23 protein-coding genes are annotated in these 26,719 nt (G+C 62.6%); 16 read left to right on the top strand and 7 right to left on the bottom strand.

Going from position 1 to position 26,719, the window contains the following annotated elements; translation table 11 throughout:
- Positions 1–2: 2 nt before the first annotated feature.
- Positions 3–1,268, bottom strand: coding sequence for a fumarylacetoacetase (gene fahA / locus JQ863_RS16260; protein ID WP_204115383.1), 1,266 nt, complete (start codon positions 1,266–1,268; stop codon positions 3–5).
- Between the two features lie 87 nt (positions 1,269–1,355).
- Complete coding sequence (gene hmgA, locus JQ863_RS16265) at positions 1,356–2,717, bottom strand: homogentisate 1,2-dioxygenase (protein WP_204115384.1); 1,362 nt, start codon at positions 2,715–2,717, stop codon at positions 1,356–1,358.
- A gap of 75 nt (positions 2,718–2,792) precedes the next feature.
- Between hmgA and JQ863_RS16270 the strand changes: the two genes are divergently transcribed.
- The 3 genes from JQ863_RS16270 (at position 2,793) to JQ863_RS16280 (ending at position 5,337) form a co-directional block, all read left to right on the top strand.
- Positions 2,793–3,230: a MarR family winged helix-turn-helix transcriptional regulator gene (locus tag JQ863_RS16270; RefSeq protein ID WP_204115385.1), complete on the top strand. Its 438-nt coding sequence runs from the start codon at positions 2,793–2,795 to the stop codon at positions 3,228–3,230.
- 35 nt (positions 3,231–3,265) lie between these two features.
- Entirely contained in the window at positions 3,266–3,805 is a 540-nt protein-coding gene (locus tag JQ863_RS16275; RefSeq protein ID WP_204115386.1) for a cytochrome b, read from the top strand.
- A 77-nt stretch (positions 3,806–3,882) separates the two neighbouring features.
- Positions 3,883–5,337 (top strand): pyridoxal phosphate-dependent decarboxylase family protein, encoded by a 1,455-nt coding sequence (locus JQ863_RS16280; protein WP_204115387.1) that lies wholly within the window; start codon positions 3,883–3,885, stop codon positions 5,335–5,337.
- Here the strand turns inward: JQ863_RS16280 and JQ863_RS16285 are convergent.
- Both JQ863_RS16285 and JQ863_RS16290 read right to left on the bottom strand, forming a co-directional pair.
- On the bottom strand, positions 5,334–6,143 hold the full coding sequence (locus JQ863_RS16285) for a division plane positioning ATPase MipZ (protein ID WP_204115388.1): 810 nt from the start codon (positions 6,141–6,143) through the stop codon (positions 5,334–5,336). The two genes, JQ863_RS16280 and JQ863_RS16285, sit on opposite strands and share 4 nt — an antisense overlap.
- A gap of 110 nt (positions 6,144–6,253) precedes the next feature.
- Positions 6,254–6,829: a pseudouridine synthase gene (locus JQ863_RS16290; RefSeq protein WP_239113502.1), complete on the bottom strand. Its 576-nt coding sequence runs from the start codon at positions 6,827–6,829 to the stop codon at positions 6,254–6,256.
- 93 nt (positions 6,830–6,922) lie between these two features.
- Between JQ863_RS16290 and JQ863_RS16295 the strand changes: the two genes are divergently transcribed.
- Entirely contained in the window at positions 6,923–8,068 is a 1,146-nt protein-coding gene (locus JQ863_RS16295) for a trans-sulfuration enzyme family protein (RefSeq protein WP_204115389.1), read from the top strand.
- A gap of 98 nt (positions 8,069–8,166) precedes the next feature.
- Here JQ863_RS16295 and JQ863_RS16300 read toward each other — a convergent pair whose 3' ends face one another.
- The 3 genes from JQ863_RS16300 to JQ863_RS16310 form a co-directional block, all read right to left on the bottom strand.
- Positions 8,167–8,871 (bottom strand): type 1 glutamine amidotransferase, encoded by a 705-nt coding sequence (locus tag JQ863_RS16300; protein ID WP_204115390.1) that lies wholly within the window; start codon positions 8,869–8,871, stop codon positions 8,167–8,169.
- Between the two features lie 5 nt (positions 8,872–8,876).
- Positions 8,877–10,349: an NAD-dependent succinate-semialdehyde dehydrogenase gene (locus tag JQ863_RS16305; RefSeq protein ID WP_204115391.1), complete on the bottom strand. Its 1,473-nt coding sequence runs from the start codon at positions 10,347–10,349 to the stop codon at positions 8,877–8,879.
- A gap of 141 nt (positions 10,350–10,490) precedes the next feature.
- Complete coding sequence (locus JQ863_RS16310; RefSeq protein ID WP_204115392.1) at positions 10,491–11,897, bottom strand: aminotransferase; 1,407 nt, start codon at positions 11,895–11,897, stop codon at positions 10,491–10,493.
- Between the two features lie 188 nt (positions 11,898–12,085).
- On the opposite strand from JQ863_RS16310, the gene JQ863_RS16315 reads away from it, so the two are divergent.
- From JQ863_RS16315 to JQ863_RS16370, 12 genes are all read left to right on the top strand, one after another.
- A complete protein-coding gene (locus JQ863_RS16315; RefSeq protein ID WP_204115393.1) occupies positions 12,086–12,916 on the top strand; it encodes a helix-turn-helix transcriptional regulator in 831 nt (276 codons plus the stop codon).
- Positions 12,917–13,079: 163 nt separating this feature from the next.
- A complete protein-coding gene (gene zwf / locus JQ863_RS16320) occupies positions 13,080–14,534 on the top strand; it encodes a glucose-6-phosphate dehydrogenase (RefSeq protein WP_204115394.1) in 1,455 nt (484 codons plus the stop codon).
- A gap of 25 nt (positions 14,535–14,559) precedes the next feature.
- Entirely contained in the window at positions 14,560–16,362 is a 1,803-nt protein-coding gene (gene edd, locus JQ863_RS16325) for a phosphogluconate dehydratase (RefSeq protein WP_204115395.1), read from the top strand.
- A gap of 16 nt (positions 16,363–16,378) precedes the next feature.
- A complete protein-coding gene (locus JQ863_RS16330; RefSeq protein WP_204115396.1) occupies positions 16,379–17,026 on the top strand; it encodes a bifunctional 4-hydroxy-2-oxoglutarate aldolase/2-dehydro-3-deoxy-phosphogluconate aldolase in 648 nt (215 codons plus the stop codon).
- A 185-nt stretch (positions 17,027–17,211) separates the two neighbouring features.
- Positions 17,212–18,246: an alcohol dehydrogenase catalytic domain-containing protein gene (locus JQ863_RS16335; protein WP_204115397.1), complete on the top strand. Its 1,035-nt coding sequence runs from the start codon at positions 17,212–17,214 to the stop codon at positions 18,244–18,246.
- 78 nt (positions 18,247–18,324) lie between these two features.
- Positions 18,325–19,200 (top strand): branched-chain amino acid ABC transporter permease, encoded by an 876-nt coding sequence (locus JQ863_RS16340; RefSeq protein WP_204115398.1) that lies wholly within the window; start codon positions 18,325–18,327, stop codon positions 19,198–19,200.
- Positions 19,201–19,204: 4 nt separating this feature from the next.
- Positions 19,205–20,302, top strand: coding sequence for a branched-chain amino acid ABC transporter permease (locus JQ863_RS16345; protein ID WP_204115399.1), 1,098 nt, complete (start codon positions 19,205–19,207; stop codon positions 20,300–20,302).
- A complete protein-coding gene (locus JQ863_RS16350) occupies positions 20,299–21,063 on the top strand; it encodes an ABC transporter ATP-binding protein (RefSeq protein WP_204115400.1) in 765 nt (254 codons plus the stop codon). Before JQ863_RS16345 ends, JQ863_RS16350 begins: the two co-directional genes overlap by 4 nt.
- Complete coding sequence (locus JQ863_RS16355; protein WP_204115401.1) at positions 21,060–21,833, top strand: ABC transporter ATP-binding protein; 774 nt, start codon at positions 21,060–21,062, stop codon at positions 21,831–21,833. The genes JQ863_RS16350 and JQ863_RS16355 overlap by 4 nt, the downstream gene beginning before the upstream one ends.
- Before the next feature lie 5 nt (positions 21,834–21,838).
- Entirely contained in the window at positions 21,839–23,728 is a 1,890-nt protein-coding gene (locus JQ863_RS16360) for an AMP-dependent synthetase/ligase (protein ID WP_239113504.1), read from the top strand.
- 28 nt (positions 23,729–23,756) lie between these two features.
- Entirely contained in the window at positions 23,757–24,914 is a 1,158-nt protein-coding gene (locus JQ863_RS16365; RefSeq protein ID WP_204115402.1) for an ABC transporter substrate-binding protein, read from the top strand.
- A 124-nt stretch (positions 24,915–25,038) separates the two neighbouring features.
- Positions 25,039–26,715 (top strand): thiamine pyrophosphate-binding protein, encoded by a 1,677-nt coding sequence (locus tag JQ863_RS16370; protein WP_204115403.1) that lies wholly within the window; start codon positions 25,039–25,041, stop codon positions 26,713–26,715.
- Positions 26,716–26,719: the final 4 nt, after the last annotated feature.

Here is a 26,719-nt window from a genome sequence, read left to right on the forward strand (position 1 = left end):
CCTCAGCGTTTGTAGGGGGCGTCAAGTGCGGGCAGCACGGTGCCCGCGCAGCTGCCGAAGCCGATGGTGAAGCCGTCGCCGCGCGCCGCGCCGGTCAGGGTCACGGTGTCGCCGTCTTCGATAAAGCTGCGGGTCTCGCCCGTGTCCAGCGTCAGCGGTTCCTTCCCGCCCCAACTCAGTTCCAGAAGGCTGCCGCGCTCTGGCTTGGTCGGGCCCGAGATCGTGCCCGATCCCAGAAGATCGCCCACCCGCATCGGGCAGCCGGCGGTGCTGTGATGGGCCAGCTGCTGGGCGGCCGAGTAATACATCTCGCGGTAATTCGTGCGCGCGATGGTGGTGGCGGGTTTGCCTTTGGGCGCAAGGGCCACGGCAAGGTCGATGTCATAGAGCATCGGACCTCGGTCCTTGAGGTGGTCCAGCAGTTCGAACTCGCGCTCGGGCGTGTCGCAGCGGAACGGCTCCAGCGCGGCGCGGGTCACGATCCACGGGCTGATCGTGGTCGCCGTCGCCTTGGCCTGGAACGGGCCAAGCGGCTGGTATTCCCAGGCCTGGATGTCGCGGGCCGACCAGTCGTTCAGCAACACATAGCCGAAGATATTGTCAAACGCCTCATCGACCGAGATCGGACCGTCCGAGGCGGTGCCGACAATTGCGCCCATCTCAAGCTCAAGGTCAAACCGGCGCGACGGCAGGAAGGCGGGCAAGTCGTGGTCTGGCGATTTCAATTGCCCCCACGGACGCCGCACATCCGTCCCTGACACCACGACGGACGACGCCCGGCCATTATAGCCAATCGGGATGTGCAACCAGTTCGGCGGCAAGGCGTTCGCAGGGTCGCGGAACATCGAGCCGACATTGAAAGCGTGATGGCGTCCGGCATAGAAATCGGTGAATTCACTGACCCGGAACGGCATATGCATCACCGCATCAGCCATTGGAACCGAATAGGTGATGCACAAATCACGGGTCGTCTCGTCCGCGCCCTCGCCCAGTAAGGCCTGCAACGCGTCTCGGAACCGCGCCCAGACCGCCGGTCCCAATTCCATGAAATCGTTCCAGAAAGGCGCGTCCAGCACATCGGCGTCCGCGTCGGCGCGCAGGATGCCCGCGGCCTCAAGCCCGGTCACGTCCAGTATCCGGTCACCAATTGCCACGCCACAGCGCAGATCGCCATCACCAACTGAAAACACGCCGTAAGGCAGGTTGTTCAGTGGAAACGCCCCTTCAGGGTCATTCGCCGTCTCGATCCAGGACCGCATCAATCCCATATCATGTCTCCATCCTCTTGCCCGAAATACCTCGGGGGGAGCGTCACAAGCCCCGCTTGTGACCGGGGGGCAGCGCCCCCCTTGCCGTCATTTCTTGCCGGGTGTGCCGTCAAACTTCTTCTCAAGATCGGCCCAGCAGTCGATGTAATCATCCTGCAACGGCGCGTCCTTGGCTGCAAATGCGGTCAGGTGCTGCGGGAAGCGGGTCTCGAACATGAAGCACATGGTGTTGTCCAGCTTCTCCGGTCCCAGATCGGCATTGGACGCACCTTCAAAGGCGTTCCGGTCCGGCCCGTGCGGGATCATCATGTTGTGCAGGGACAACCCGCCGGGGATGAACCCTTTTGGCTTGGCGTCATACTGGCCATAGATGTTGCCCATCAGTTCCGACATGATGTTCTTGTGATACCACGGCGGGCGGAACGTGTCCTCGGCCACCATCCAGCGTTCGCGGAACAGGACAAAGTCGATATTGGCGGTGCCGGGTTGACCCGAGGGCGCCGTCAGCACGGTAAAGATCGACGGGTCCGGGTGATCGAACAGGATCGCGCCCACAGGACAATAGGTGCGCAGGTCGTATTTCACCGGCGCGTAGTTGCCGTGCCACGCTACCACGTCCAGCGGCGAATGGCCGATTTCGGTCTTGTGGAACTGGCCGCACCATTTGACGGTCACGGTCGAGGGCACCTCGCGATCTTCAAAGGCGGCGACGGGAGATTTGAAATCCCGCCGGTTCGCCATGCAGTTCGCCCCGATGGGGCCACGGCCCGGAAGCTCGAATTTCTGGCCGTAATTCTCGCAGACAAATCCGCGCGCGGGGCCTTCCAGAACCTCGACGCGATAGACAAGGCCGCGCGGGATGATGGCGATTTCCTTCGGCTCGATGTCGATGACACCCAACTCGGTGGAAAAGCGCAGAACGCCTTCCTGCGGCACGACCAGAAGTTCGGAATCGGCCGAGAAGAAATAGTCGTCCTCCATCGATTGGGTCACGAGGTAGATGTGGCTGGCCATGCCAACCTGCGTGTTCACATCCCCCGCCGTGGTCATGGTGCGCATACCTGTCAGCCATGTCAGTTTGTCCCCAGTATGCGGCACCGGGTCCCAGCGGTACTGACCCAGCGAGATCACGTCCGGGTCGACATTCGGCGCGGATTTCCACAGCGGCAGGTCGATCTTTTCGAAACGGTGCGTGTGTTTCACCGACGGGCGAATGCGATAGCACCATGTCCGTTCGTTCTGATGGCTGGGTGCGGTGAAGGCGGTGCCCGAGAGCTGTTCTCCATAAAGACCGTAGTTGCATTTCTGCGGGCTGTTCATGCCCTGCGGCAGGGCGCCGGGCAGGGCCTCGGTTTCGAAATCATTGCCAAAGCCGGGCATGTAACCCTGATGCGGGCCGGGCAAAGAGGGGGCGATGGTCATCCGGCTGGGATGTTTCTGGTCGGTCATCGGGCGCTCTCCTGTCGAATTTGGTTGCTTTGGTAATAGTTGGTTTTGTAACTAACAAGCCGGGAGAGCAAAAAAATGACTCAAATCGACATCTTTGATCTGCGCGGCTTTCTGCCCTACCTGCTGGCGCAGGCGGCGGAAGAGGCAAGTCTGGGGTTTGCCCAAGTATACAAGGAAAAATACGGATTGCTGAGGACGGAATGGCGGGTGCTGTTCCACCTTGGAATCTATGGTGAAATGACGGCCACGGGGATCGGGGCGAAGGCCAAGCTGCACAAGACCAAGATCAGCCGCGCCGTGCAACGGCTGGTCGAGCGGCGATTCGTCACCCGAGAAAGGCTGGACAGCGACCGGCGGCAGGAAATCCTGCGGCTGACGCCCGCGGGGATGCGGGCCTATCGCGACCTGAACGCGGTGGCGCAGCAATACGAACAGAAGCTTTTGGCCGGGTTCAGCGACGGAGAAATCGATGTGCTGCGTTCTACTCTGAAACGGCTTGCCAACCTTGGCTGATGGCAGCCGGTCGCATTCAGAAAAGGAGTGGCAGTATGCGGGCGCAACAAAATTGGGACGGGCTGTCGCGGATCAATCATTGGGTCCTTGCGGTGATGATGATCGGGATGCTGGTTTTCGGCGTCTATCTGCACGAGTTCATGCCGCGCGGACCGGAAAAGGCAGCGCTGATCGGTGTCCACAAGGCGGTTGGGGTACTGATCTTTTTCCTCGCGCTCTGGCGGGTCGGGTATCGGCTGGTCCGGGGTTTTCTGCCGGATGCCGCGCCGATGGCACGCTGGCAATCCGTGTCGGCAAAGCTGGCGCATTGGGGGCTTCTGGCCTCGGTGGTTCTGATGCCGTTGACGGGAATGCTGGGGTCTTATTTCGGGGCGCGTCCCGTGGATGTGTTTGGCATGTTCACCATGCCTGCGGTCGAGATCGCCAATGCCGACCCTGCCGGGATGTTCATGGGGCTGCACGGGGGTTTTGCCAAGCTGACGATCTTCCTGTTGCTGCTGCATCTGGCTGGTGCGCTGAAACACCACCTGGTTGACCGGGACGCAACGTTGAAGCGGATGCTCGGTCGCGCCTGACCGGCAGGGGCTTTACATGACCCTGCGGAAAGGCGACTGGTTGGCCCGTCGCCTTTTTGCAATGCCGGAGACCGCCAATGAATGACCATCCCACTGAGACCGGGCTTGACCCGCAGGACTGGGAGGCGTTCAGGGCGCGGGCGCATGAGATGCTGGACCGCGCAATGGACCACATGATGGGCGCGGGCGAGGGCCCGGTCTGGCGCGCGCCGACCGAGGACCTGGCAAGCCGGTTTTCGCGGCCGGTGCCGCAGGACGGGCAGGGCGGTGATGCGGTGATGGCGGATATCGCGGCGCTGATGCCCTTTGGCGTGGGCAATGCCCATCCCCGGTTCCTTGGCTGGGTACATGGGGCCGGCACGCCGTCCGGGGTTATCCCGGAACTGGCAGCAGTGGCGATGAATGCCAACCTTGGCGGGCGGCACCACGGTGCGGCGCTGGTTGAAAAACAGGTCGTGAACTGGTGCAAGTCGCTGTTTGGCTTTCCCGAGGAGGCCAGCGGGCTGATTGTCACCGGCACGTCGATGGCGACGATCATCGCGCTGAAGGCGGCGCGGGACCGGGTGCTGGGGTTTGTAAACCGGGCCGAGGGCAATGGCGGCGGCGGGCTGGTCGGCTATGCATCCGCCGAGGCCCATGCATGTATCGCCCGTGCCTTTGATCTGCTGGGGCTGGGCTCGGACGCGCTGCGCAAGGTGCCCGTGACGGATGCGTTCGAGATGGATATCGACGCGCTGCGCCAGCGGATCGACTGGGACAGGGCGCGGGGGCTGACTCCTTTTGTGGTGATCGGCACAGCGGGCAGCGTCAATACCGGCGCGATTGACGATCTGGACGCACTGGCCGATATCGCGGCAGAGCATGGGATGTGGTTCCATGTTGATGGTGCGTTCGGCGCGCTGGGCCTGTTGTCGCCCGAGATCGCGCCGCGCCTATCGGGGATCGGGCGGGCAGAGTCGCTGGCTTTCGATTTCCACAAATGGATGCAGGTCACCTATGACGCGGGCTGTGTGCTGATCCGGGACGAGGAGGCCCATCGCCGCGCCTTTTCCGACCGGCCGGATTACCTCAGCCCCGCCACGCGCGGGTTGTCGGCGGGCAATCCCTGGCCGGTGGAATACGGGCCGGAATTGTCGCGCGGTTTCCGGGCGTTGAAGGTGTGGGCGCAGATTGCTGAACACGGGGTCGCAAAACTGGGGCAGGTGGTGATGCAGAATTGCGCGCAGGCGCGCTATCTGGCCAATCGCATCGCACAGGAACCCATGCTGCAACCGCTGGCCCCGGTGTCACTGAATATCTGCTGTTTCCGCTTCGTGGCGCAGGGACTGGACGGAGACGCGCTGGACCGGCTGAACGACGAGATCGTGATCCGGCTGCAGGAAAGCGGCATCGCCGCGCCTTCGACCACGCGGCTGGGTGGCGAGCTGGCGATCCGGGTGAACATCACAAACCACCGCACCCGGCTGGCGGACATGGACATACTTGCCGATGCGGTGATCAAGACCGGGCAGGCGGTGGTGGACGAGATTTAGAAGTCGATCTCGACCCCCGGCAGGTTCAGCGCCTTCATCAGGTCACGCAATTCCTGCCGTGCGGCGACGTTGGAGATATTGAGCTGCTTGACGCCGATATCCTTGAGGTCCAGCAGCGTCAGGCCACGGGGGAACAGTTCGCGGAAGATCACCCGCTCGTTGAAGCCGGGGGCAACGCGGAAACCGATACGCTTGGCGAGGTTTTCCAGCGCCTTACCCATCTTCTCTTTGTTCACCATTTGCTGCGCGCCCATGCGGTTGCGCATCACGATCCAGTCGATCGGGCGCAGCCCGGCCTGCGCGCGCAGCTGTCGGGCGTTCCAGACCATTTCGGAATAGACAGAGGGGCCGAGGATTTTCTCGCCATCGGTGTCGATCCGCGCCAGAAGGTCGAAATCGACAAAGCTGTCGTTCAGCGGCGTGACCAGCGTATCGGCCAGCGAATGGGCAACCTGACTGAGACGGGTATGCGAGCCCGGACAGTCGATCAGGATGAAATCGCTTTCCGGTTCAAGCTCGGCCACGGCCACCGAGAGGCGCAGGTCATAGACATTCTCGCCCGGTTTCAGCGTCGCCGGGTCCACTTGCGGCAGGTCGATATACCGCGGTCCGGCCAGAGTCAGCCCCGAGGCGGCGGCGAACTTGGCGCGGTTCTCGGCGTAGCGGCCAAAGGTTTTCTGGCGCAGGTCAAGGTCCAGCGCACCAACCCGGTGTCCCATCCGCGCCAGCGCGGTTGCGATATGCATCGACAGGGTGGATTTCCCCGCGCCGCCCTTTTCGTTCCCGACGACGATAATATGTGCCATGGCCGTTGCCCTTGCCTGTCCCTTTTTGCCGGGCCATACCCGCCCGGAAGGTCCTTATGCCCACTATATGTTGGGCAAGGCAATAGGGGAAGCGCCCAGTATTGCGGGCTTTAGGGGGTGTCGGCGTCGCGCCACATGCCGGGGTCCAGCCCGTCCAGTGTCCAGTCGCCAATTGCATATCGGATCAACCGCAATGTCGGGTGTCCCACCGCCGCCGTCATGCGCCGGACCTGGCGGTTTCGGCCCTCGCTGATGATCAGTTCGATCCAGCAGTCGGGCACGGATTTGCGGAAGCGCACCGGCGGGGTGCGGGGCCACAGTCCGGGCGGTTCGTCGATCCGTCGCACTTTGGCCGGGCGGGTGGGGCCGTCCTTCAGCGCGACACCCCCTCGCAATGCGGCAAGGGCGGCATCATCCGGTAGGCCTTCGACCTGCACCCAATAGGTCTTGGGCTTCCTGAAGCGCGGGGACGAGATGCGGGCCTGCAGCTTGCCATCGCTGGTCAGCACCATCAGCCCCTCGGAATCGCGGTCAAGCCGGCCGGCGGGATAGACGCCCGGCAGGTCGATGAAATCCGAAAGCGTCTGGCGTTTTGTGCCTTCTGTGCCCCTGTCGGTGAATTGCGACAGGGTATCGAAGGGTTTGTTGAACAGGATGGTGCGAGGCGCGGGGCGGGACATGGGCATGGTCTTAGCGCAGCGCGTCTGTCAAGGCGAGGGGGCTTGCAACGCCTTCGGTTTCAGATCAGGAATGGGCGGCAAGACAGGAAGGACGCGCGCATGAATACCAAGGATATGAAACCCGCCACGCTGGCCGCGCAGGCAGGAGGGGTGATCGACCCGCAAAGCGGCGGTGTGGTTGTGCCGATCCAGCCCTCGACGACGTTCGTGCGGGGGCAGGACTATGCGCCGCTGAACTCGGCCAACACCTATGCGCGCGACCACAATGACACCGCGCGCATCGCCGAAGAGGTGCTGGCCCAGCTCGAAGGTGCGGCGGATGCGCTGTTGTTTCCGTCCGGCATGGCGGCGATTGCGGCCCTGTTCCGCACCGTGCCCAATGGCGGGGCGGTTATCGTGCAATCGGGCATCTACTGGGGCACGACGAAATGGATTCGCGATTTCTGCGCCCGGCGCGAGATCACCTGCCACGAGGTCGACGCCAGCGATGCCGACGCTCTGGATGCGCTGAGCAATGACGTCACAGCGCATATCGTCTGGATCGAGACGCCGTCGAACCCCTGGTTGAAAACCGTCGACATTGCCCGCGCCGCATCCGCTGCAAAAAAGGCGGGCGCTCTGCTGGCGGTGGACAATACCGCCGCGACGCCTGTTCTGAGCCAGCCTTTGGCGCTGGGGGCCGATATCGTCATGCATTCGGCAACCAAGGCCATCAACGGACATTCCGACGTGCTGGCAGGTGTGCTTTGCACGAAGGCACAGGACAAGGTCTGGGAAATGATCGCCGAGGATCGCGCCACTGCGGGCGCGGTGATCGGGCCGTTCGAGGCGTGGCTTTTGCTGCGCGGCATGCGGACGCTGCCGCTGCGGGTGAAAGAGATGTGCCGCAACGCCGAAAAGGTCGCGGCGTATCTGGCTGACCATCCGCGCGTGACCGAGGTCTTGTATCCCGGACTTGCGTCGCATCAGGGCCACGCGGTCGCGGCGCGGCAGATGGCGGGCGGCTTCGGATTCCTGATGTCCTTCTGCGTCAAAGGCTCGCGCGAGGACGCGCTGGCGGTGGCGGGGCGGCTGAAACTGTTTCACCGCGCAACGTCGCTTGGCGGGGTGGAAAGCCTTGTCGAGCATCGCCACACGATCGAACCTCACACCGGCATTCCCGAGACCCTGTTGCGGATCTCGGTCGGGATCGAGGATGCAGGTGATTTGATCGACGATCTGGCGCAGGCGCTGGGCCAGTCTTAACGCTCCCGCCGGTTTCGGGGGCTGTCGCCCCCTGCCAACCGTTGGGCGTGGCGCCGCGCTGATGCGCGGCGGATTGGGTATTTGGAACCAGTAAAAAGTCAGAGCGCGGCGCGGGCGTCGGCGAGCCAGTTTCCAAGAAGTGCCTGGGCGAGCCGTGCCAGCCTGTCCTCATTTTCGTTAATGTCGGCGAGGAACCTGGCTTCTGCATCCGTTCCCAGTGCGGAACAGAGATCGTCACGTGCGCCGGGGCCGGACATCCAGTCGGCAAATGCGGCGCTGTCGATTTCCGGGTGGAACTGGACGGAGAGTGCCGCGCCGGAGCCGCGCATGGCCTGAACCGCGCAATTGGGGCTGGAGGCGATGGTGTGGAAGCCATCAGGAAGGGTTCTGACTTCGGCTGCGTGCCATTGGACTGCAACCGAGTCCGGCAGGGCGCCTTTCAGGGCCGGGTCGCTGAGGTCAAAGGGCAAGATACCGATTTCCGCCTGTTGTGCCAGGCCGACCGTGCCGCCCATGGCGACGGCCAGCAGCTGATGGCCAAGGCAGATGCCGAAATAGGGTTTCTGAGCGTCAATAGCTGTGCGGATGAAGGCGATTTCCGGGGCAAGCCACGGGTAGAGGTCTGACTGCCAGACCTGTGCAGCCCCGCCCAGCACCCAGAGCGCGTCGAACGTGTCGAGCGTGGGCCAGTCGGTGATGTCGGGGACGACAAGGGCGGTGGTGGAAATGCCTTCGCGGGCCAGCATCTGTCGAAACCGGCCCGCGTGTTCTGTTGCGGCGTGCTGAAGGATCAGCAGGCGCATCGGCGTCAGACGCTCATGCAGATGTATTTCATTTCGAGGTAATCCTCGGTGCCGTGGCTCGACCCCTCGCGCCCCATGCCGGACTGTTTGACCCCGCCAAACGGTGCGACCTCGGTCGAAATGAGGCCGGTGTTGACGCCGACCATGCCGTATTCCAGCGCCTCGGCGACGCGCCACACGCGGCTGACGTCCTTGGCGTAGAAATAGCTGGCAAGGCCATAGATCGTGTCATTGGCCTGTTCGATAACGTCTTCTTCGTTGTCGAACTTGAACAGCGGAGCGAAGGGGCCGAAAGTCTCGTCCTGCGCGACCAGCATGTCGCGGGTCACGTCGCTGACGATGGTGGGTTCAAAGAAGGTGCCGCCAAGCGCGTGGCGCTGGCCACCGGTCAGGACTTTGGCGCCCTTGGCCACTGCGTCGGCGAGGTGTTCCTCGACCTTTTCTACCGCGTCCTCGGTGATTAGCGGGCCGGCGACAACGCCGTCGTCGAATCCGTCACCGACCTTCATCGCCTTGACCGCGGCGGTGAATTTCTGTGCAAAGGCGTCATAGACACCGGCCTGCACGTAGATGCGGTTGGCGCAGACGCAGGTCTGGCCGTTGTTGCGGTATTTCGAGATCATCGCACCTTCGACGGCGGCGTCGAGATCGGCGTCGTCGAAGACGATGAAGGGGGCGTTACCGCCCAGTTCCATCGACACTTTTTGCACCTGATCCGCCGCCTGTTTCAGCAGGATGCGGCCCACTTCGGTCGAGCCGGTGAAAGTGATCTTCTTGACGGTCGGGTTCGACGTGAATTCCTGCCCGATGGCCGAGGAGCGCGACGAGGTGATGACCGAGAACACCCCCTTGGGCACGCCCGCGCGTTCGGCAAGCACCGCCATGGCAAGGGCCGACAGCGGGGTTTCACCTGCCGGTTTCGACACCATCGCGCACCCCACCGCCAGCGCGGGGGCGACCTTGCGCGCGATCATGGCGTTGGGGAAGTTCCACGGCGTGATCGAGGCGACGACACCGACGGGTTGTTTTATCACGACGATGCGCTTGTCGGGCTGATGGCCGGGAATGGTCTCGCCATAGGTGCGCTTGGCCTCTTCGCCGAACCACTCGATGAACGAGGCGCCATAAAGGATTTCGCCACGGGCCTCGGGCAGGGGTTTGCCCATTTCGGCGGTCAGGATCGCGGCGAGGTCGTCAGCGTTCTCGACCATTAGCTCGTACCACTTACGCAGGATGGCGGCGCGGTCCTTGCCTGTGCGTGCGGCCCAGTCCTTTTGCGCGGTCCTGGCGGCGGCGATGGCGCGGCGGGCCTCGTCCACGCCCATGTCGGGCACGGTGCAGATCACGTCGCCACGCGCGGGGTTGGTGACCTCGAAGGTGGCGCCACTGTCGGCGTCACACCAGTTGCCGCCGATGAAGGCCTGGGTCTTCAGAAGCGATGGGTCTTTCAGCTTGGCGGTCAGTTCGGTGGCGGTCATGTCGAATCCTGTCGTCAGATACTGCATTTTGGCGCAGTCTTTGTTTTTGTCAGGCCCCGGGCAAGCGCAATCGCGCAGGTCGGGAATGTTTTCGGACGGCGCAGGTGTCGCGCCGTCCGTTGGTCCGGTTCTGTTGCCGATTCAGGCGGGCAGGTGCCCTTCACGGCGCAGGTCCGCAATCACGTCCTCCATTGCCGCGCGCAAAGTGTCGACCAGTTCGTCGACTTCTGCGCGGGTGATCGTGAGTGGTGGAGACATGATGTTGAGGTTGCCAACAGGGCGCACCAGAAGGCCGCGTTTTTCGGCTGCAGCGGCGATGCGTTTGCCGATATCGACCTCATGCGGGAATTCCTCGCGGGTGTCGGTGTCGGCGACATTGACGACGCAGGCCATCAGGTTCTTGCCCCGGATATCGCCGACGGTCGGCAGGTCGCGCAGCGTGTTGAGCCGTTCCATGAAATATGGCCCGATGTCATCGGCAACGTAAGCGGGCAGATTCTCGCGCTCCATGATCTCGATGTTTTTCAGCGCGGCGGCGCAGGCGACCGGGTGGCCGGCATAGGTATAGCCATTGGTGAACCAGCGGTCGTGGCCGGCCTCGGCGATGACGTCATAGATGGCATCCGAGAAAATGGCCGCGCCCAGCGGTTGATACCCTGAAGTCAGCCCTTTGGCGCAGACGATGCCGTCGGGCTGGATGCCCATCACGTCCTTGGAGGCAAACCACGCCCCGACGCGACCAAAGGCGGTCACGACCTCGTCCGCGATATACAGGATGCCATGTTCGCGGCAGATCTCGCGGGTCTCGCGGATATAGCGGCTGGGCGGAACGACGACGCCACCGGCGCCGAGGATCGGTTCGGCGAAATGGGCGGCGATGTTTTCCGGGCCTTCCCGTTCGATGGTGGCGCGGAACTCGTCAATCAGCCATTGCTCGAAGTCTTCTTCGGCCACGCCTTCAACCGGGCGATACATGTTCGGCTCGCTCACATAGACCACCATGTCGGTGTCATAATGGAACTCGGGCATACGGTCGCCGGGTTTGCCGGTCATCGACTGGGTAATGTAGGTCGAGCCGTGGTAGGACCCGCGCCGTGTGATGATCTTCTTGCGCGATTTCTGGCCCTTGCAGCCCCAGTAGAAATGGATCAGCCGCACCATCGAGTCATTTGCTGTCGAGCCGCCGCAGGTCAGCATCACCTTGTTCAGATCGCCCGGCGCAAGTTCCGCCAGTTTCGCGGTCAACAGTGCGGCGGGGGCGTTGGTCACGTCGACAAACGGGTTGGCATAGGCCATGCGGCGGGTCTGGTCGGCGATGGCGTCGACCATCTCGTCGCGGCCATAGCCGATGTTCATGCACCACAACCCGCCGATCCCGTCGAGATAGCGTTTGCCGTGGGCGTCATAGGTATAGACCCCTTCGGCCCGGTCGAGGATCAGCGAGCCTTCTTCGCGGAAACTGTCGAAATGGGTCCAGGGATGCAGGAAATGCGCGCGGTCCTTTTGCCAGATGTCGCGCGTGGTGTCGTTTGGCAGGGTGGTGTCCATGTCCAGCCTCGTGTCATTGTCTTTTGCCCCGTCATTTGGATCGGACGTTGCACACGATACCGGCAGAACATGACAGGTGGCGCGGACCGGGGGAATATACCGGATGAGATAAGGCAGTTTCAGCAAGGCGGGCGGTTGCCTTGCCATGCCCCGCCGCTTAGGGTCGGAACATCGAAGGAGCCTCTGCGTTGAACACCCCATTGCCGCCGGAAACAATCGCCCTGATCGCAGGCGACAAGGGTGCCGCGCTGGGCGATGTCAGCGGGGCCATTGCCGGATGGTATGCCGCCGGGGACGAAGGCGCGCTGGCCAAGCGGGTCTCGGCCGATCTGGGACGGTTCACCGGGGCGAACTCGATCGTGGTGCTGGAATTCAGAACTGATCTGCAACCCCGGATGATCTTTGCCAAGGGGCGCAGCACGACCCATGATCTGGGCGGCTATATCACCGGGTTCTATGCGGTCGACCCGTTTTACGACCTGTTCGCCGTTCAACGCAGTTTCGGCGTCTTCCATGTCAATCTCGAAGGCCGGGACGAGTTTGATCTGAACGAGGTCTATCGCCGCCATATCAGCCGCTCGGTCGGGCGGGACGAGATCGGGATCCTCCTGGACATGGGGCAGGGGCAGTGCATTCATATCTCGCTTCTGTTGTCGCTGGAAAGCGACGACCAGGTGCGCGGGGCGATGGATTTCTGCAAGGCGGTTCTTGTGCCGCTGACCGAAGCGTTCCGCCAGAAGGTGGCCGGCCCCAAGGATGAACCCGCCGATCCCCGCCGCGAGGTGCATCGCATCGTGACCCGCGCCATCGAGGGCTTTGGTGCGGATATCCTGACGCCCCGCGAACAAGAGGTCGCGACCCTGCTTCTGAAAGGGCATTCGGCAAAATCCATGGCGCGCATGCTGGATATCGCGCCGGGTACGGCGGCGCTGCACCGCGCCAATGTCTATCGCAAGCTGGGGATCAACGGGCAGGGCGATCTGTTTGCCGCGTTTCTGTCCCAGTTGATGGGTACTTAGCCGCCAAACGGCCGTGAAGCGCGTGACGCTGCGTAAAAACCTCTGGATTCTTGCAACTGATAGCGCTAACAGTGCGGCCAACCGAAACACGTGACTCGGGGCGCGATTGCGCCGACACTGGTTATTGACCGGGGGAAACCCCCGCTAATGGACGGAACACGACATGGTCTCACGCGTCATTCCCGTTGAACCCTTCGACCTCGTGCTGTTTGGCGCCACCGGCGATCTGGCCTATCGCAAGATCCTGCCGGGGCTGTTTCACCGTTTCCAGGTTGAACAGATGCCCGCCGACGCCCGGGTCATAGGCGCCGCGCGTACCGAGATGACGACCGAGGGTTTCCGCGATCACGTCGCACAGGCGGTGCGGGACGCGGTGGGGGACGACACCGAGGTGCTGAAAGCGCTGCCCGCCTTTCTGGAGTGTCTGGATTACGTGCCCGTCGATGCGATGGGCGATGGCGGCTGGGACGATCTGGGGGATAAACTGCGCGACAACGTGGTGCGCGCCTTCTACCTGTCGGTGGGGCCGCGTTTCTTTGGGCCGATTGCCGGCGCGCTGGCCAAACGCGGGCTTGCGACACCCGAAAGCCGCATCGTGGTCGAGAAACCCTTTGGCCACGACCTGGCCTCGGCAAAGGCGCTGAACGCCGATTTGCGCGCAGCGTTTCGCGAGGATCAGATTTACCGGATCGACCATTACCTGGGCAAGGAAACGGTGCAGAACCTGATGGCGCTGCGCTTTGCCAACTCACTCTGGGAACCCTTGTGGAACTCGACCCATATCGACCACGTTCAGATCACCGTGGCCGAAAGCCTGGGGGTCGAGGGGCGTGGGGAATATTACGACCAGTCCGGCGCGATGCGGGACATGGTGCAGAACCACCTGATGCAACTCTTGTGCCTGACCGCGATGGAACCGCCTTCGAAGTTCGCGCCAACGGCTGTGCGCGACGAGAAGGTCAAGGTCATCCACGCGCTGGAGCCTGTGCCGCTGAGCGATATTGCCCGTGGCCAGTATCGCGCGCGTGATGGCGGCGACAGCTACACCGACCATGCCGGGGATCCGCGCTCGAATACCGAAAGCTTCATCGCGATGAAGGTCAAGGTCGGCAACTGGCGCTGGGCGGGAACGCCGTTCTATCTGCGCACGGGCAAGAAGCTCAGGAACCGGGTGAGCGAGATCGCCATCGTGTTCCGCGATCCGCCGCACATGATTTTCCCGAAGATGGAGCATCGGCGCGGGAACGCCCTTGTGATCCGGTTGCAACCGGATGAGGGCATCACTCTGCGCACCACTATCAAGGACCCCGGTCCCGGCGGCATGCGCCTGACCGAGGTGTCGCTGGACATGACATTCGCTGAGGCGCTTGGCGAAGAGGGGCGCGCGCAGGACGCCTATGAACGGCTGATCATGGATGTGATCCGGGGCAACCAGACCCTGTTCATGCGCGGAGACGAGGTCGAAGCAGCATGGGAATGGGCCGACCCGATCATCGCCGAATGGCAAAAAGAAGACGCCCGCCCGCCGTCCCCCTATGACGCCGGGGGATCAGGCCCCGAAGACAGTTTGATGCTGCTGCACCGCGATGGCCGCCGCTGGCGGGAAATCGGCGGTTGAGCCGCAAGATAGAAGGACTCGAGACATGAGCCTGAACAAGACCATCGACGCCGTCACCAACCGGATCATCGAACGCAGCCGCGCCACCCGTGATCCTTACATGGAGCGGATGCGCGCGGCGGCCGAGAAAGGCCCGGCGCGGGCGCATCTGAGCTGTTCGAACCAGGCGCATGCCTATGCGGGCGCGGGCGCGGACCAGTCGGCGCTGGCAACCGAAAAGGCGCCGAACCTTGGCATCGTGACGACCTATAACGACATGCTGTCGGCACACCAGCCGTTCGAGCGCTATCCCGACCTGATCCGCAAGGCGGCGCGGGATGCGGGCGCGACGGCGCAGGTGGCTGGTGGCGTTCCGGCCATGTGCGACGGGGTCACGCAGGGCGAGGCGGGGATGGAACTGTCGCTGTTTTCCCGCGACGTAATTGCAATGGCGGCGGGTGTGGCGCTGTCCCACAACACCTTTGATGCCGCCGTCTTCCTTGGCGTCTGTGACAAGATCGTGCCGGGTCTGGTGATCGCGGCGCAGAGCTTTGGCCACCTTCCGGCGGTTTTCCTGCCTGCGGGTCCGATGACATCCGGCCTGCCGAATGACGAAAAGGCCGAGGTGCGCAAGAAGTTTGCCGCCGGAGAGGTCGGGCGCGACGCGCTGATGGCGGCCGAGATGGCGGCCTATCACGGCCCCGGCACCTGCACCTTCTATGGCACAGCGAACACCAACCAGATGCTGATGGAGTTCATGGGCCTGCACTTGCCCGGCGCCTCTTTCGTGAACCCCAACACGCCCCTGCGTGATGCGCTGACCATTGCCGGGGCGCAGCGGGCTCTGTCGCTGACGGCGCTGGGCAATGCCTATACGCCGACCTGCGATATCCTTGATGAAAAGGCGTTTGTGAACGGCATTGTCGGGCTGAATGCCACCGGCGGGTCGACCAACCTTCTGATCCACCTTGTTGCCATGGCGCGGGCCGGGGGCATCATCCTGGACTGGGAGGATTTTGCCGAACTCAGCGACGTGACCCCGCTTCTGGCGCGGGTCTATCCCAATGGTCTGGCGGATGTGAACCATTTCCACGCTGCGGGTGGGCTGGGTTACATGATCGGCAGCCTGCTGGATGATGGCCTCTTGCATCCCGACACCAAGACCGTCGCGGGCGAGGGGCTGGCGCGGTATACACAGGAACCGAAACTGAAGGACGATGTGCTGGTCTGGGAGGACGGCGCAGGGGAGACGCTGAACGACAAGATCCTGCGCCCCGCCTCGGACCCGTTCCAATCCACGGGCGGTCTGAAACGGATGACCGGAAACCTTGGCACCTCGGTGATGAAAGTCTCTGCCGTGGCCGAGGAACACCGGATCGTCGAGGCGCCCGCACGGGTGTTCCATGACCAGAATGAAGTGAAAGAGGCCTTCAAGAACGGCGAGTTCACCGGCGACGTGGTGGTGATCGTGCGGTTCCAGGGACCAAAGGCGAACGGCATGCCGGAACTGCACAGCCTGACGCCCTTGCTGTCGATCCTGCAGGGGCGTGGGCAGAAAGTGGCGCTCGTCACGGATGGGCGGATGTCGGGCGCGTCAGGCAAGGTGCCTGCGGCGATCCATGTCAGCCCCGAGGCGCTGGACGGTGGCCCGATTGCCCGCGTGCGCGATGGCGACCTGGTGCGGGTCGATGCCGTGGCTGGCACGCTGGACGTTCCGGGTGTCGACCTTGCCACGCGAGAGAGCGCCACCGCCGACCTGTCAGCAAACGAGGCCGGAACCGGCCGAGAGCTTTTTGCCGTGTTCCGTCGGGCCGTCGGCTCGGCCGATACCGGCGCAACCGTATTCTGAACAAGGACTTGATGACATGACTCTTTCCCCCAAGGACGCCAGCACCCGCGCTTTCGAAATCTGCTCGCTGGCGCCGATTGTGCCTGTGCTGGTGGTCGAGGATGCCGCCACCGCGCGCCCCTTGGCCGAGGCGCTGGTCGCAGGTGGTCTGCCCGCGCTGGAAGTGACCCTGCGGACCCCGGCAGCTCTGGACGTGATCCGCGAGATGGCGCAGGTTGCGGGCGGCGTTGTCGGGGCGGGCACGGTTCTGACCCGCGCCGATGTGGTCGCTGCGAAAGAGGCTGGCGCGCAGTTTGCCGTTTCCCCCGGTGCGACCGAAGCGCTGATCGCGGCCTGCTGCGAGGAAGGGCTGCCTCTGTTGCCCGGGGCTGCGACCTCGTCCGAGGTCATGCGCCTTCTGGAGCATGGGTTTGACATGATGAAGTTCTTCCCGGCCGAAGCTTCGGGCGGCGCACCGGCGCTGAAGGCTATTGGCGCGCCGCTGGCCGCCGCGCGGTTCTGTCCGACTGGCGGAGTCAGCCCGAAAAACGCCATGGACTATCTGTCGCTGTCCAACGTGGTCTGCGCGGGCGGCAGCTGGGTCGCGCCGGGTGACAAGGTCAGGGCCGGCGACTGGGCCGGAATCGAGACGCTGGCACGGGACGCGGCCAAACTCGGCAGTTAACACCCAAGACATCGACAAAACCCCTGATCAAAGGCGTGCCCCGGCGCGCCTTTTTTCATTGTGGTTGCCGTTACGTCGTTTCGACCCCGGCACGGGAAACCGTGGACACGTGTTCGGCTTGGGTTAGAGTTGGATCAATCAAGGGTCGAACTGGCCGAGACAAAACAAATAGGGGAGGTGCTGTGATGGCGGATGTTCCGGCCAGAATGACAGCCGTGCTGCTGAAAGAAGGCGGCTATTCAGGGAAAAACGAAGGTCCGGCGATCAGCGATGCGTCGCTATACCTGGAAGAGGCCGAGATCGACGTGCCGACCCCCGGTCCGGGGCAGGTTCTGATCAAGCTGCGCGTGGCGTCGGTCAACCCGTCGGATTGCCATTTCATCAAGGGCGAATACGGCCAGCCGCGCCAGAAGGGAAAGCCCGCCGGGTTCGAGGGCTGCGGCGATGTCGTGGCCGCTGGCAAGGGCGCCGAAGCTCTGGTCGGTCAGCGCGTGGCCTTTGTCGCGTCGCCGGACGGGTCGGGGGCCTGGGCCGAATACGCGGTCACGAATGCGATCATGTGCATCCCGCTGCGTCCCGACGTGTCGGACGTGGATGGCGCGGCGCAAATCGTTAACCCGATGACCGCCATGGCCATGGTCGATATCGCCCAGCAGGACGGCGAGTCCTTTATCATCTCGGCAGCGACCAGTCAGCTTGGGAAGCTGATGACCGGTCTGGGCCGCGATCTGGGGCTGAAACCCATTGCCATGGTGCGCCGCGAAGAGGCTGTCGAGTCCCTGAAGGCGCTGGGCGCGGAAGAGGTGCTGGTGACCACCGATCCCGAATTCGAAGCCAAGACCGCCGCCATCAGTCGTGCGCTGAAGCCGCGCGTGTTCCTTGATGCGGTCAGTGACCAGATTTCCGAGACGGTGTTCGTGAACATGCCCAATGGCGCGCGCTGGATCAGCTATGGCAAGCTGAATCCGATCCCGCCGAAGCTGACACAGATGGGTCAGTTCATCTTCATGAACAAGCGGATCGAGGGCTTTTGGCTGACGTCCTGGATGGGATCAACCCCGCCAGCAGACCAGATGCGGGTGGTGCAGGAAGTGCAGGCGCGATTCGCCGATGGGCGTTGGAAAACCGATGTTTCGGCCAAATTGCCGCTACGTCACATCGTATCCGGCCTCGCTGATGCGCTGAAAAAACCTGACGGAAAGGTAATGATTACGCCATAGTGGACGGACGGAACGCGGTCAGGAGGAGGCCGCGCCCGTAAAAAATGACGCCGGAAAAATCGGCGCAGGGAGGAAAATTTGGAATTCTTGCAGCTCTTGATCAGCGGGCTTGCGAATGGCTGTGTCTACGGCCTGATCGCGCTGGGCTTCGTTCTGATTTACAAGGCGACCGAGGCCGTGAACTTCGCCCAGGGCGATTTTATGATGCTGGGCGCCTTTATCACCATTGGTCTGACCAATGCCGAATACATGGCGCTGCCATTCTGGATGGCGTTGCCGGTTTCGATCGGGATCATGGCGGTACTTGGCTATCTGCTGGACCGGTTTGTCATCCGGCGGATGTTCGGTGAAAGCCAGACGGCGGTCGTCATCCTGACCATCGCACTGGGGTTCGTGATCCGGTTTGTGGCCGGGCTGATCTGGGGCCACGAACCGCAGACGCTTGAGAACCCGCTGGCGGGCAAGGACATCTCGGTTGGCGGGGTGGTGCTGGGGATGGAGGATGTCGCGGTCATTATCGTGACGCTTCTGTTGACCTGGTCGCTTTATGAATTCTTCAACCGCACCAAGCTGGGACTTGCCATGCAGGGCGCCAGCCAGAACCAGCTTGCCGCCTATTACATGGGTATCCCGGTCAAACGGGTGCAGGGGTTGATCTGGGCACTGGCAGGCGCTGTGGCCGGGATCGCCGGGATCCTGTTTGCCGCCAAGGGCGCGGTGGACCCCAATACCGGGCTTCTGGGCATCAAGGCCTTTGCCGCCGCTGTGATCGGCGGGTTCGGCAGCCTGCCGGGGGCGCTGGCCGGCGGGCTGATCGTCGGCGTTATCGAGCCGTTCGCGGCCCGCTATATCGCCGCCGGGTACAGCCAGGTCGCGCCTTATGCGCTGCTGTTGGCGGTCCTAGTTTTCCGTCCGCACGGGCTGTTCAGCCAGGTGCGCGTGAAGAAGGTATAGGCCCATGCGGATCGTATTCAAAACCGACTACATGCAGGATATCCGCCCGTGGAAGGACGGCTATCAACTGTCGCTCTACCTGATCCTTCTGGCGTTCATGATCGCGGCGCCTTACCTCGTGGATGACTTCTATCTGGGCGAGATTACCAACGTTCTGGTCTGGGCGATTGCCGGGCTTGGGCTGATGGTGCTGACAGGCCATACCGGGCAGGCGAGCCTGGGTCACGCGGCGTTTCTGGCGCTGGGCTGTTATGCCAACATCATCCTGCTGGAAGCCGGGATGCCCTTCATGGTGGCCTTCCCGCTGGCCGGTCTGATCACCGGTGCGGTGGGCGTCCTGATCGCGATCCCGGCCCTGCGGATGCACGGTATCTATCTGGCGATTGCGACCATGGCGATGTCGATCCTGACCGATGACATCATCGTTTTGACCGAGCCATGGACCGGCGGCGTGGTGGGCAAGTTCGCCCCGCCGGTCAATGTCTTTGGCGTTATGATCGACCGCTGGGGCACGCCGAAAGAGTTCTATTGGCTGATCCTCGGCGTCACCGTCCTGATCACGCTGGGCTATATCAACCTGTTGCGCGCGCCGCTTGGCCGATCGTTTATCGCAGTCCGGGACTCGGAAGTGTCGGCGCAGGCCATGGGCATCGACGTCGCCCGCACCAAGGCGATCAGCTTTGGCATCTCCTGCGCGATCACGGGGCTGGGCGGGGCGTTGATGGGGCTTTATGCCACCACGTTCAACAACGAGACCTTCAGCGTCGTGATCTCGATCCAGCTGTTGATGATGATCGTGATCGGCGGTCTGGGTTCGATCCACGGGGCGTTTTTCGGCGCCATCGTGATCGGCTTCCTGCCTCAGTTCCTGTCGATCTCGAAGGAATATGTCGGCGCGGTGTTCGGTGGCGGCACGGTGGCCATTCCCGGCCTTGAATTCGGTGTTTTCGGCCTGATCCTGATCGTCTTCATCCTGTTCGAGCCGATGGGCATCTATGGCCGCTGGCTGAAGATCCGCACCTGGTTCGAGCTGTTCCCCTTCTACCGCAAGAACATGTTCAAGCGGAAGAAATCCTACCTCAAGACGGAGCGTGTCAGATGAGCCTTCTCGACTTTCAAAACGTCACGCTCAAGTTCGGTGGCCTTGTCGCGGTGAACGACCTGTCGTTTTCGGTCGAAGAGGGCGAGGTCTTTGCCATCGTCGGGCCGAATGGGGCGGGGAAATCCACCGTGTTCAACCTGATCTCGCGGTTCTATGACCCTTATGCCGGGTCGATCCAGTTCGACGGCCATGACCTGTTGCGGTCCAAGGCGTCGGGCGTGGCCACATTTGGTGTGGCGCGGACTTTCCAGAACATTGAATTGTTCGACCATGCCACGGTGTTGCAGAACCTTCTGGTCGGGCGGCACCGGCATCGGTCGACCAACCTGCTGTCGGAACTGTTCTTTACGCCCTCGGTGCGCAAGCAGGAGATCCAGAACCGCCACATGGTCGAAGAAGTGATCGATTTTCTCGACCTGCAACCCTATCGCGACAGCCTGATTGCGGGCCTGCCTTACGGGGTGCGCAAGGTGGTAGAACTGGGCCGGGCGCTGGCGACGGGGCCGAAGCTGCTCTTGCTGGACGAACCCGCCTCGGGGCTGTCGGTCGAGGAAACCACCGACATGCGCTGGTGGATTGACGATATCCGCCGCCAGATGGGGATCACCGTCTTGATGGTGGAACACGACATGGGGCTGGTATCGTCCGTCTCGGATCGCGTTCTTGCGATGGCGGATGGCGCGCGGCTGGCGCTTGGCACGCCAAAAGAGGTGCAATCCGATCCGGCCGTGATCGAAGCCTATCTGGGGCATGTGGCATGAGCGAACCAATTCTGAAAATCCGAAATATCGAGAGCTTTTACGGCCCGATCATGGCCATTCGCGGCGTGTCGCTGGATGTGCATGAGGGCAAGATCGTGTCGATCCTTGGCGCCAATGGCGCGGGCAAGACGACCTTGATGAAAACCGTGTCGGGTGTGATGGAGCCGGAAAAGGGCAAGATCATGTTTGCCGGAGAGGAAATCCAGGGGCTTGAGCCGCATCAGGTGGTCAATCGCGGTATCGTTCAGGTGCCGGAGGGACGCGAGGTGTTCCCGCTTCTGACCGTGGATGAAAACCTCAGCCTTGGGGCTTACACGCGCAAGGACCAGGTCGGCATCAAACGCGACCGCGAGATGGTGTTCGACTATTTCCCGATCCTCGCCGAACGGCGCGGACAGGAGGCCGGCACGCTGTCGGGTGGTCAGCAGCAGATGCTGGCGATCGGACGCGGGCTGATGGGGAACCCGAAGATCATGCTTCTGGACGAACCGTCGCTGGGTCTTTCGCCGCTTCTGGTGCAACAGATCTTTGGCATCCTGAAACGGCTGAACGACGAGCAGGGCATCACCATGATGGTGGTCGAACAGAACGCTTCGGCGGCGCTGGAACTGGCGACCCATGGCTATGTCATGGAGGTCGGGCGGATCGTGATGGATGGCACGGCGGAAAGCCTGATGAAATCCGAGGATATCCAGAATTTCTATCTCGGCGTGCAGGAAGAAGGCGCGCGGGAAGAGCGGCGCTGGAAACGCCGCAAGACGTGGAGGTGAGCCCGATGGACGGAGGACAAATGACCGGCGATCAGGTCACCATCAACGGTGTGCGATTCAATGCCGACCCGTCGGCGCGGCCCGTGCATGTCGATGGCCATGTCACGCTGCCGGACCTGTTCCGCGCCCGCTGTCGCGATCTTGCCGACACGACAGCGCACCGGGAAAAGGACTATGGCATCTGGAAGGCCTATAGCTGGTCCGACTATTGGGACCACGCCATGTGGATCGGCATGGGACTGCGCGAGCTGGGCCTGAAACGGGGCGAGGTCGTGTCGATCCTGTCGGAAGACAACAAGGAATGGGTCTATGCCGATTTCGGCATCCAGTGCGTGGGCGGGATTGCGTCGGGGGTCTATACCACCGACAGCGCCAGCCAGCTGGAGTACCTGATCAACGACAGCGACAGCCGGTTCCTGTTTGTCGAGGATGACGAACAACTGGACAAGTTCCTGACCATTCAGGATCGGGTGCCGGGGCTGTTGAAGGTCATTATTCTGGACAAAGAGGGGCTGCACGGCCTCGACCATCCGCGCTGTATCTTCCTGGACGATCTTTATGAGATCGGGCGCAAGGCAGCAAAGACGCAGCCCGGCGTGTTCGAAGGCGAGATCGACAAGACGACCCCCGAGGATGTCGCGCTTCTGATCTATACGTCTGGCACCACCGGCAAGCCCAAGGGCGCGATGCTGACCAATGAAAACATCATGGGGGCCATCGTCGCGGGGGCGCATCGTCTGGAAACCCACAAGGGCGACGAGCAACTGTGTTTCCTGCCGCTTTGCCATATCCTGGAACGGGTGTCGTCGGTCTATTTCCCGCTGGCGGGGCGGGCGGTGGTGAATTTTGCCGAAAGCCCCGAAACCGTGTTCAAGAACCTTCAGGAAGTGTCCCCTGTCACCTTCATCGCGGTGCCGCGTGTGTGGGAAAAAATCTACTCCCAGGTGCTGGTGCTGGCGCAAGAGGCGACGCCATTGGGCAAGCTGGCGTTCAAAAGCGCCATGAAGGTGGGGATGAAACGCGCCGATCTGCTGGTCGCCGGCAAACAGGTTCCCGCCGCGCTTGCCGCGCAATACTGGGTCTGGGACCGGCTCGTGTTCCGCAACCTGCGGCGCATGCTGGGCATGGACCGGATGCGGCGTGGCGGCACCGGGGCGGCGCCGATCTCGCCCGACCTGTTGAAGTGGTACTGGGCCATCGGCGTCAAGCTGGTCGAGGGCTATGGCATGACCGAAACCTCGGGTCTGGCCACGATGAACACGCTGGATGAAAACCGCGTCGGGTCAATCGGCCGCGTCGCGCCGGGGGTCGAAGCCCGTATCGCCGAAGATGGCGAGATTCAGCTCAAGGGCCGCAACATCTTTGCAGGATACTGGCGTAACAACGAAAAGACCGCCGAGACCTTTACCGAGGACGGCTGGCTGCGCACCGGCGACGTGGGGCGGATCGATGAGGACGGTTATGTCACGATCACGGGCCGCCTGAAGGACATCATCATCACCGCCGGGGGCAAGAACATCACCCCGGCCGAAATCGAAAGCGCGCTGAAGTTCAGCCATTTCATCTCGGACGCGGTGATTATTGGGGACCGGCGTAAGTATTTGACGGCGCTGATAATGATTGATCAGGAGAACGTGGAGAAATACGCTCAGGATCACAAGATTCCGTTTTCGAATTTCGCGTCGCTCTGCGCCGCTTCAGAGGTGGTCGAACTGGTCAAAGGTGAGGTCGCGCGCGTGAACAAGGAATTCGCTCGGGTGGAACAGATCAAGGATTTCCGCCTGATTGATGTGCTTCTGACGGCGGAGGATGAGGAGCTGACCGCCACGATGAAGCTGAAACGGTCCTATGTCGAGAAGACCTACAAGCATCTGATCGACCAAATGTATGAATAACAAGACCATTACCAACGGGAGGAAAAACATGAAGAGATTGGTAAGGAACATGACCGCAGCCGCCGCCATTGGCGCGGCGTCGATGGCTTCGGCGGAAACGCAAGGCGTCTCTGACACCGAAGTCCTGATCGGCGCGGTCAGCGACCTGTCGGGCGTTTTTGCCGCGGTCGGTGTGCCGGCGGTGAACGGCGCCAACCTTTATTTCAACAAGGTCAACGAAGCGGGCGGCGTTCACGGTCGCCAGATCCGCTACATCGTCGAGGACAACGGCTATCAGATGCCGCGTGCGATGCAGGGCTATAACAAGCTGCTGAACCGCGACAAGGTCTTTGCCATGATGCAGTCGCTGGGCACGCCGATGAACCTGGCGGGTTTCAAGCTGATGGACCCGAAAGGCATCCCGAACGTGAACCCGCTGACGGCCTCGTCGCAGATGCTGATGGAGCCGATGGACAACAAGTACACCGGTTTCTCGGACTATGTCGATCAGGGCCGGATCGGGGTTGAATACGTGATGGGCGAAACCGGCGCGACCAATGTCTGCGGCATGTATCTGCCCAACGAGTTCGGCATCGAGGTCAACGATGGCGCCAAGCACGGCACCGAGGCGGGCGGCGGCACCTGGGTTGGTGAAACCACCCACAAGCCGGATGAATCGGACTTTGTCGGCTCGCTCTCGAAACTGTCGGCTGACGGATGTCAGATCGCCATGCTTGCCGTTCCGGTGCGTCAGGCGATCACCGTTGTCGGCACGGCCAAGAAAATGGGCCTGACCGACATGAAATTCATTGTGTCGTCGGCGGGTTTCCTTGACGTGGTCGCCGCCGTTCCCGGTGGCGTTACCGAGGGGCTTTATGCCTCGGCAGGCTGGCAGTCGCTGGCAGGTCGCGCGGATGAGCCTGCCCCGGCCGCCTTCATCGAGGAATACACCGCCGCCTATGGCGAGGCCCCCTCGATGTTTGCGATGCTGGGCTATGCCACCGCCGAGCTTCTGGTGAAGGCGCTTGACGCCGCTGGCCCCGACCTGACCCATGAAAGCTTCCAGAAAGGGATGGAATCTCTCGACTTCCAGGATGATCTGGTCGGCAACCACATGACCTATGGCCCCGGTGACCACCGTGGCGCGGAAGCGACCTATATCAGCCAGGTCGTGGACGGAAAGTGGAAGACGCTTGCCGCCAAGTAACGCACTGAAATGAAACCGAAACGGGCGTCCTGGCCAGGGCGCCCGTTTTCTTTTTGCCGGATGTTTGACACTGCCCCTTGCATCGGCAAATCATGTGGCCTGACAGTTTCAGACAGGTACACCCATGACCGACAGACCCATTCGTCACGGTGGCAGGATCCTTGCCGACCAACTTGCCATTCTTGGAGCGCGCCGCGTCTTCTGCGTGCCGGGGGAAAGCTATCTTGGGCTTCTTGACGGGCTTTATGACCACCGCGACAAGATCGAGGTCATCACCTGCCGACATGAGGGCGGCGCGGCGAATATGGCCGATGCCTTTGGCAAGATGACCGGGGAACCGGGCATTGTCGCGGTCACGCGCGGGCCGGGCGCGACCAATGCGTCGAACGGGGTGCATACGGCGTTTCAGGATTCGACACCGATGATCGTGCTGATCGGACAGGTCGGGACCGACATGATGGATCGCGAGGCGTTTCAGGAGATGGACTATCGCCGGATGTTCGGCGAGATGGCGAAATGGGTGGCGCAGATCGACGACCCGGCGCGCATCCCGGAATACATGTCGCGCGCCTGGACCCTGTGTCAGACCGGACGTCCCGGTCCGGTGGTGCTGGCGCTGCCCGAGGGGACGCTGTCGGGAGAGGCGGCGGTTGCCGACCTGCGCCCTGTGACACCGCCGCGCGCCGCACCTCTGCCCGGTGACATGGCGCGGCTTCGGGACATGCTGAAGGGGGCGAAACGGCCGATGATGGTGGCGGGCGGTCCGGGCTGGAACGCCGAGTGCCAGCGTCTTGCCGGAGAGGTGGCGCTGAAACACGGGCTGGTGCTGGCGACCGCGTTCCGGTTCCAGGACTATGTCGACAACGACCATCCGCATTATGCCGGGGTGATCGGCATCGCCCCCAACCCGCGCCTGCGCCGTGCCATCGCCGAGGAGACCGATCTCTTGTTGGCAGTTGGCCCCCGGTTTGGTGAAATGACGACGCAAGGTTACACGCTGATCGACATTCCCAACCCCCAGATGCCGATGGTGCATGTCCATCCCGGCGCCGATGAGCTGGGCCATGTCTATGCCGCCGACCTTCTGGTCCAGTCCCATCCGCAGGAGTTCCTTGAGGCGCTGCTGGCGCTGGATGCGACTGGAGACCGTGACACGGACTGGCGGGCGGAACTGGCGGCGTCCTTCATTGCCTTCCAGAAAGTGACCAAAGTGCCGGGCGATGTGAACATGGGCGAGGTGATCCGCCATCTGGATGCGGTTCTGCCGAAAGACGCGGTGCTGACGAACGGGGCAGGAAACTATGCCGTTTGGCTGCATCGGTTCATCCGGCACCGGCGCTGGCGGACGCAACTGGCGCCAACTTCCGGGTCGATGGGATACGGCGTTCCGGCGGCGATTGCCGCCAAGCTGGAAAACCGTGACAGGGTGGCTGTGGCTTTGGCGGGGGACGGGTGTTTCCTGATGACGGCGCAGGAACTCGCCACTGCGCGCCACCACGACGCCGCGCCGATCTGCCTTGTCGTCAACAACGGCATGTATGGCACGATCCGCATGCACCAAGAGCGGAACCACCCGGGGCGCGTGATCTCGACCGGGCTGACAAACCCGGATTTCGTCGCTTATGCCGCCGCCTTCGGAATGCCCGGAGAGGTGGTAACGCGGACCGATGACTTCCCTGCCGCGATGCGCCGGGCGATGGAATCAGATGCGGGCTATCTGATCGAGTTGCAGGTCGATCCCGAGGCACTGACCCCGGTTCAGACCCTGTCCGAGGCGCGGGCGCAGGGCGAAGCGGGGTAAGGCG

The sequence above is a fragment of the Shimia biformata genome, from assembly GCF_016888515.1.
Classification (GTDB): domain Bacteria; phylum Pseudomonadota; class Alphaproteobacteria; order Rhodobacterales; family Rhodobacteraceae; genus Shimia_A; species Shimia_A biformata.

Bases quoted from the DNA above. Each gene is read 5' to 3' on its own strand.
- JQ863_RS16285 (WP_204115388.1), bottom strand. From the start codon at position 6,143: ATGGCACATATTATCGTCGTCGGGAACGAAAAGGGCGGCGCGGGGAAA.
- JQ863_RS16310 (WP_204115392.1), bottom strand. From the start codon at position 11,897: ATGGACACCACCCTGCCAAACGACACCACGCGCGACATCTGGCAAAAG.
- JQ863_RS16295 (WP_204115389.1), top strand. From the start codon at position 6,923: ATGAATACCAAGGATATGAAACCCGCCACGCTGGCCGCGCAGGCAGGA.
- JQ863_RS16335 (WP_204115397.1), top strand. From the start codon at position 17,212: ATGGCGGATGTTCCGGCCAGAATGACAGCCGTGCTGCTGAAAGAAGGC.
- JQ863_RS16360 (WP_239113504.1), top strand. From the start codon at position 21,839: ATGGACGGAGGACAAATGACCGGCGATCAGGTCACCATCAACGGTGTG.
- JQ863_RS16330 (WP_204115396.1), top strand. From the start codon at position 16,379: ATGACTCTTTCCCCCAAGGACGCCAGCACCCGCGCTTTCGAAATCTGC.
- zwf (WP_204115394.1), top strand. From the start codon at position 13,080: ATGGTCTCACGCGTCATTCCCGTTGAACCCTTCGACCTCGTGCTGTTT.
- JQ863_RS16365 (WP_204115402.1), top strand. From the start codon at position 23,757: ATGAAGAGATTGGTAAGGAACATGACCGCAGCCGCCGCCATTGGCGCG.
- JQ863_RS16355 (WP_204115401.1), top strand. From the start codon at position 21,060: ATGAGCGAACCAATTCTGAAAATCCGAAATATCGAGAGCTTTTACGGC.
- JQ863_RS16280 (WP_204115387.1), top strand. From the start codon at position 3,883: ATGAATGACCATCCCACTGAGACCGGGCTTGACCCGCAGGACTGGGAG.
- edd (WP_204115395.1), top strand. From the start codon at position 14,560: ATGAGCCTGAACAAGACCATCGACGCCGTCACCAACCGGATCATCGAA.
- JQ863_RS16275 (WP_204115386.1), top strand. From the start codon at position 3,266: ATGCGGGCGCAACAAAATTGGGACGGGCTGTCGCGGATCAATCATTGG.
- JQ863_RS16270 (WP_204115385.1), top strand. From the start codon at position 2,793: ATGACTCAAATCGACATCTTTGATCTGCGCGGCTTTCTGCCCTACCTG.
- JQ863_RS16345 (WP_204115399.1), top strand. From the start codon at position 19,205: ATGCGGATCGTATTCAAAACCGACTACATGCAGGATATCCGCCCGTGG.
- JQ863_RS16300 (WP_204115390.1), bottom strand. From the start codon at position 8,871: ATGCGCCTGCTGATCCTTCAGCACGCCGCAACAGAACACGCGGGCCGG.
- JQ863_RS16305 (WP_204115391.1), bottom strand. From the start codon at position 10,349: ATGACCGCCACCGAACTGACCGCCAAGCTGAAAGACCCATCGCTTCTG.
- hmgA (WP_204115384.1), bottom strand. From the start codon at position 2,717: ATGACCGACCAGAAACATCCCAGCCGGATGACCATCGCCCCCTCTTTG.
- fahA (WP_204115383.1), bottom strand. From the start codon at position 1,268: ATGGGATTGATGCGGTCCTGGATCGAGACGGCGAATGACCCTGAAGGG.
- JQ863_RS16350 (WP_204115400.1), top strand. From the start codon at position 20,299: ATGAGCCTTCTCGACTTTCAAAACGTCACGCTCAAGTTCGGTGGCCTT.
- JQ863_RS16290 (WP_239113502.1), bottom strand. From the start codon at position 6,829: ATGCCCATGTCCCGCCCCGCGCCTCGCACCATCCTGTTCAACAAACCC.
- JQ863_RS16370 (WP_204115403.1), top strand. From the start codon at position 25,039: ATGACCGACAGACCCATTCGTCACGGTGGCAGGATCCTTGCCGACCAA.